The following is a 5,860-nucleotide window of genomic DNA, read 5'->3' on the forward strand; positions in this document are numbered from 1 at the left end:
GTCCAAGCTCCACCTGGTGCTCGACCTGATCGGCGCCTTCGCGGCGGACGTCCCCGTGGAGGGAGCCGGTGGAGGGCGCGGGCCGTGGCGCTGGCGCTGGAGGCTGCGGGCATCCCGCCGTCGGCCGTGGACGGGGAGGGGCGCCGGGTGCGGACCGGGTACCGGGTCGCGGAGGGGCCGCAGGGGCGGGCGCAGGTGTCGTGGGTCGGGCCGCCGGGCAGTGGCGCGGCGGGTGAGGAGGGGGACCGGCTGGCGGAGTGCTCGGCCGTGCTGGAGCGGCTCGGATGGGTCTGCCTGCTCTACCGGGGGCCCCGCGGCCGGCGCTTCGTGGAGGTCGAGGCGCCCCGCTGACCGGGGTAGCGGGCGGCCAGTGCCGCGACCGTGGCGGCGACCGCGGAGCGGAGGTCGGGCGGGCCGACGACCTCGGCCTCGGCGCCGAGCCGCAGCAGGTCCCCTACGGCGACCGGCTGGGCCTCCACCGGCAGCCGGACGAGGGTCCAGCCGTCCGCGTCGGCGGGACCGGCGTCGGCGAGGGCGCGGGCGCCGGCCGCCCCGAACAGCATCGGCAGCAGCCGCTGTCCGCGCGGGGAGAGCCGTACGAGCGCGGTCTGCCGGTGGAGGGCCGCGTCGAGGCGGCGCGAGGACTCCCGCCAGTGGGCGGCCAGGTCGAAGCCGGGCGGCCGCTCGGCGCGCTCGCCGGTCGCCTCCGCCCGGTGGAAGCGGGACACCCGGTAGGTGCGGACGGGCTTGTCCGGGGCGTGGGCCACGAGGTACCAGATGCCGCCCTTCAGGACGAGTCCGAGGGGGTGCAGCACCGCGGAGCGCTCCTCGCCGTTCCAGCGGCGGTAGCCGGTGCGCAGGACGTGCTGCTCCCAGACGGCGCGGGCGATCGCGGCCAGGTGCGGGACGGGATCGGCGTCCCGGAACCAGGCCGTGGCGTCGAGGTGGAAGCGGCCCTCCAGCCGGCGGGCCCGGTCGGCGAGCCCGGCGGGGAGCGCGGCCTGGAGTTTCAGGCGGGCGGCGGCGAGGTCGGCGCCGAGCCCGAGGTCGTGCGCGGGGCCGGGGGCGCCGGCGAGGAAGAGGGAGTCGGCCTGGGAGTCGGTGAGGCCGGTGAGGCGGGTGCGGTAGCCGTCCACGAGGCGGTAGCCGCCGGCGCGGCCGCGCTCGGACCGGACGGGGATGCCGGCGGCGCCGAGGGCCTCGATGTCGCGGTGGACGGTGCGTACGGACACCTCCAGGGCGGCGGCCAGTTCGGGCGCGGTCATCCGGCCGCGGTTCTGCAGCAGCAGGAGCAGGGACAGGAGGCGGTCGGCGCGCATCGGGCCATTGTGCGGCGGGTGCGCGGAAAATCCTGACGGAGGGTGTCGGGTATGGCCGTCAGGGTGGGTGCCGCAGGCGTCGGCGGGCATCCGGCCCGCCGGGCTGCCGACCGGGAGGTATGCCATGGCCGCTGTCCGGACCACGGGCCGTTTCACGTTCGCCGACTGGAAGGAGGAGCCGGTCGGGGCGGAGGGGGTGGTGCCGCGGATCGCGCGGAGCACCGTGGTGAACTCCTTCACCGGCGGGATCGAGGCGCCGGCGACGGCGTGCGCGTACACCATCGCCTACACGGGGGACGCGACCGGCTCGTACACCGGGGTGGAGCTGCTGTCGGGTGCCGTGGACGGCCGGGAGGGGACGTTCCTGCTGCGGGAGCAGGGCACGTTCGACGCGGGAGGCACCCGGTGCGCGTTCGAGGTGGTGCCGGGCTCGGGTACGGGCGGGCTGGCCGGGCTGTCCGGCTCGGGCTCGTTCGAGTACCGGCACGGCGACGCGTCCGTCCCGTACGCGTTCTCGTACGAACTGGGCTGACCGGGGCGGGAGGGCGCGGAGCCGTGCGGCCCGCGCCCTCCCCGGCTACGGTGCGCCGAAGGTGAGGGTCAGCTGCGGGGTGCCCTCCGCGGCCGCCGCCTCGGAGGACCACAGCCACAGGGCGTCCGAGCCCGAGCCGGTCAGCGCCACGCTCCAGGAGGAGCCGAGGGCGGCGGCCACCGGCGCCGTGGACAGGCCCGCGGTGTGGACCGCCGAGCCGTCGGGGACCGGGCCGAAGGTGGCGAGGGCCGGACCTCCGAGCGCGGGACGGGTGTTGTAGGTGGTGTCCGCCTCGCTCCATGCGCCGGCGACAGGCAGCACCGAGACGGTGTCGGCGGTTCCGGCGCCGCTCATGGTGCTGGTCTTCACACTCAGGGAGGCCGACTTGAGCACGGTGCCGGGCGGCGCCGGCGGCAGGTCGAAGCGCAGGTAGGACGTGTACAGCGGGTTGCCGCGGACGGCCAGCGACCCGGAGGTGCCGTAGGCGGTGCCGGGCGCGCCCGCGTTGGCGTACGTGTCCTCGGCGGCGGACACCCGGACGACCGAGTCGGCGGGCGCCGAGGCGAGGCTGTAGTGGTTCTGTACCTGCGCCGGGGTCAGGACGCTGCCGTAGACGGCGGTCTCGTCGAGGCGGCCCGCCCAGAAGTCGCTGGACGGCCGGTTCGGCCAGCTCGTCAGGTTGTCGCCGCCCGCGTGCCAGTAGCCGGCGAAGTTCTCGTGCGTGGTGACGTTCAGGGTGCCCCGCTGGACGCCGTCGACGTAGAGGACCATCCCGCCGGGGCCCTGGGTGGCGACGGCGTGGTGCCATTTGTCGTCGTTGTAGGAGCCGGCGGTGGTGACGGTGCGGGTGGCGCCGTTGTAGACGCCGAAGACGAGGCGCCCGTCGTTCGTCATGTACAGGTGCTTGTCGTACTGGCTGCTGCGGCGGTCCTGGTTGCTGCCGAAGCCGAAGAGCTTGCCGCCGCGGGTGGTGTTCGTGCGGAACCACGTCTCGATGCTGTACGCGGCGCCGACCGTCTGCCGGCGGTCCCCGTACACCTTGGTCGCGGCGCCGTCGAAGCCGATGGCGGTGCTCGCGCCGGTGACGGCCGCCGGGGTCTGGCGCAGGGCCGGGCCGGCGAGGTGCACGCCGTTCTGGTTGCCGCCGGCGGACGAGTCGGCGGCGTACGGCAGGACCGCGTCGTCGTAGCGCCAGTACAGCTGGGCGCCGTCGGCGCGGACCCGTTCCGCGTAGGCGTCGGCCGAGTGCGGGACGGTCGCGGACGCCGTCGCCGACAGGGCGCTGGTGTTGCCGGCCGCGTCGGTCGCCGTCACCCGGTAGGTGTACGTCTGGCCGGGCGTGACGGCGGTGTCGGTCCAGGACGCCTGGGGGCGCCTGAAGAACAGGGAGTCGGCGGCCAGCGTGGCGACGGGGGTCGCCGAGCCGTTGCGGTACACCCGGTACGTCAGCCTGCTGTCGTCCAGGTCGAGGCTGGTGCGCCAGCGGACCTGCACCTCGCCGGGCCGGAAGCTCGCCGCGCTCGCGACGGGTGTGGTGGGGGCACCGGTGTCGCCGGTGGACGCGAAACGGGTCAGGCTCTGCTGGGCGGCCCCGTTGACGGTGGTGAACTCGCCGCCGACCCAGAGGTAGCGCACGCCGGCCTTGGCGCCGACCGCCATCACGCGCGGCCCGATGCCCTCGCCGATGCCGTCGTTGGTGTCGGGTGACCAGCCGAGCTTCCCGGTTCCGGTGGTGGGCTGGGCGAGGAGGTGGTGGCGGGCCCCGTCGGGGAACTCGCCGACGCTGGAGCAGTCGTGGGCGTGCGAGGCGCTGTAGAGCACCCCCTGGTCCGGGAGGACGGCCTGGGTGGCGCCCAGGCAGGTGTCGCGCCAGCGCTGGCCGAAGCCGGCGAGGTCGAGGGCGATGCGGCCGTCGAAGACGCCGCCGCCGGTGCCCTCGTTGGCGGTGTAGAAGCCGCTGTCGTCGGTCGCGATGTCCTTGACGACGGAGTTGGTGTGGATGAAGTTCGGATAGGCCTTCGTGACGGCGCCGCTCGCCGCGTCCACGACGGCCAGGGCGTGCGAGGAGGCGCCGCCCACGGTGAAGAAGTCGCCGCCGAGGACGACGCTGCGCCCGTCCGGGGTGAGTTCGACGGCCCGGCCGGGCTCGTCGGCGTCGGCCCGGAAGGGGCGCAGCGCCCCGTCGGCGGCGGCGACGGCGGCGAAGCGCTGGCGCGGCTGGCCGGCGACGGTGAGGAAGTCGCCGCCCGCGTAGACGGTGTCGCCGCTGACGGCGAGGGCGCGGACGGTCGCCGCGAAGGCGGGGCGGAAGGACTGCTTCACCGTGCAGGTGGCGACGTCGATCGCGGCGAGGCTGGAGACGGGGGTGCCGTTGACGGCGCCGAAGTAGCCGCCCGCGTACAGGGTGGCCTTGTCGGGTGAGAGGGCGAGGGCGCGCACGGTGGCGGTGCCGCTGCCGATGGTGAAGGAGAGCTTGCAGGAGGTCGGGGCGCCGGTCGCGGCGTCGAGCGCGGTGAAGTTCACGGCGGGCTGCTCGGTGCCGGCGCCGCCCTCGGGCGGGCGGACGGCGGAGAAGGTGCCGCCGGCGAAGACGGTGCCGCCGGCCTCGGCCAGGGCCCAGACGACGCCGTTGGGCTGCCAGGTCGGCAGGGCGTCGGCGGTGAAGGCCACGGGCGGGGTGACGGCCCCCGCCTGTGGCAGGACGCCGAGGCCGACGCAGGCGCCGGTCCCGGCCACGGACAGGGCGAGCGCGGCGGCCGCCCCTCTGGTTCTGCGACGCATGAACCCCCCAGGTGGTTGGTGCAGTGGTGCGCTGGTGGCCGGAAGCGGGTGTGTGGGGCGCCCGCGGCCTGCGTACGGGCACCCTAGGGGGAATCCGGCGCCCGTTCATCACACTTGGCATATCGGATGGGAAATCAGTGCGGGACGGGCGCGGGCGGTCAGGAGGGCGGCAGCGGTCGGCACAGGAGCGCTGCCGGGCCGGGGCGGGCGGCGAAGCGGGTGGTGAAGGCGATGCCGGCCGCGTACTCGGCGGGCCCGCACTGGCCCTTGTGGTGGCCGTACGCCCACTCCCCGCCGCCGGCGCCCGCCGGACGGGCGTCGCCCCGGTCGAACCACACCGTGCGGCCCGGCCCCTCGGCGGGGAGCGCCGTACGGGCCGGTGCGCAGAGGGCGGCCGAGACGCGGCTGCCGCGCAGGCTGTATCCGATCAGGAAGCGGTCGGCCGGGCACTGGAGCTTGGTGTACCCGGTGGCCCAGTCGCCGCCCGGCGGGACGTGCGCCTCGTCCGGGACGACGGTGTGCCGGCCTGCCGCGGCCCGCAGGTCGGAGGTGCTGCACAGGCCGCGTCCGCCGGTGTGCGAGAGGCCTGCCAGGCGGGATCCGTCGGGGCAGACGGCCTTGCGGGCACCGCTGTCCCAGTCGCCGCCGGCACGGGTGAGCAGGGAGGCGCTGTGGTCGCGGTGGTCGGTGGTCAGCTGGTGCCAGGACGGGACGGGGGCGACGGGTCCGGTGCGCCCGGCGGTGGCGGCGAGACCGGTCCAGGGCTGCGTACGCCAGTCCCCCGCGTCCGGTACGCCCGAGCGGCGGCCGGCCTGGTCGTACCGGAGCAGTGCCCAGCTGTCACCGCCCGGCGTGCCGTCGGCGGCGGTGCTCCAGCCGACGAGCGGCCAGTACGCGAAGTCGGCGTCGGCCGCGGACAGCAGGCCGGTCAGGTTGCGGAACCAGGCCTGCGGGCGGGCTGCGGCCTCGTCGGCGCCGATGCCGAACTCGCTGATCCAGACGGGGGCGGTGAAGTGCGCCCCTGACTCGGCGGCGGCGAACAGGGCCTGGTCGTGCACCACCTGCGCGAGCTCGTCCCGGCCGAGGTCCTGGTAGCGGGGGTCGCTGGTCTCCCCGAGGCCGGTAGCGCCGCTGTGGCGGGGGCCCGTGTAGCCGTAGAAGTGGGCGGAGTAGACGAGCTTGCCGGAGCGGACGAGGGTGTGGGAGAGGGTGCGGGCCGGGGTGAGGG

Annotated in this window: 4 protein-coding genes and 1 pseudogene; 2 read left to right on the forward strand and 3 right to left on the reverse strand. The window is 75.8% G+C overall.

Features of this window, described 5'->3' with window-relative positions; genetic code table 11:
• Nucleotides 1–84: 84 nt before the first annotated feature.
• Nucleotides 85–351, forward strand: a complete 267-nt coding sequence (locus EF903_RS27385) for a hypothetical protein (RefSeq protein WP_185902847.1) — start codon at nucleotides 85–87, stop codon at nucleotides 349–351.
• Here EF903_RS27385 and EF903_RS27390 read toward each other — a convergent pair.
• Nucleotides 300–1,319: a YafY family protein gene (locus EF903_RS27390; protein WP_125547594.1), complete on the reverse strand. Its 1,020-nt coding sequence runs from the start codon at nucleotides 1,317–1,319 to the stop codon at nucleotides 300–302. The two genes, EF903_RS27385 and EF903_RS27390, sit on opposite strands and share 52 nt — an antisense overlap.
• 124 nt (nucleotides 1,320–1,443) lie before the next feature.
• Here EF903_RS27390 and EF903_RS27395 point away from each other — a divergent pair, with 124 nt between their 5' ends.
• The gene (locus EF903_RS27395) at nucleotides 1,444–1,851 is read left to right on the forward strand and encodes a DUF3224 domain-containing protein (RefSeq protein WP_125547596.1); all 408 of its coding nucleotides are present in this window, start codon (nucleotides 1,444–1,446) and stop codon (nucleotides 1,849–1,851) included.
• 45 nt (nucleotides 1,852–1,896) lie between these two features.
• Here EF903_RS27395 and EF903_RS27400 read toward each other — a convergent pair whose 3' ends face one another.
• Nucleotides 1,897–4,632: a LamG-like jellyroll fold domain-containing protein gene (locus EF903_RS27400; RefSeq protein ID WP_125547598.1), complete on the reverse strand. Its 2,736-nt coding sequence runs from the start codon at nucleotides 4,630–4,632 to the stop codon at nucleotides 1,897–1,899.
• A 158-nt stretch (nucleotides 4,633–4,790) separates the two neighbouring features.
• Nucleotides 4,791–5,860 (reverse strand): annotated as a pseudogene (locus EF903_RS27405) (glycoside hydrolase); the annotation flags it as partial.

The organism is Streptomyces sp. WAC05292 (assembly GCF_003949955.1).
Taxonomy (GTDB): domain Bacteria; phylum Actinomycetota; class Actinomycetes; order Streptomycetales; family Streptomycetaceae; genus Streptomyces; species Streptomyces globosus.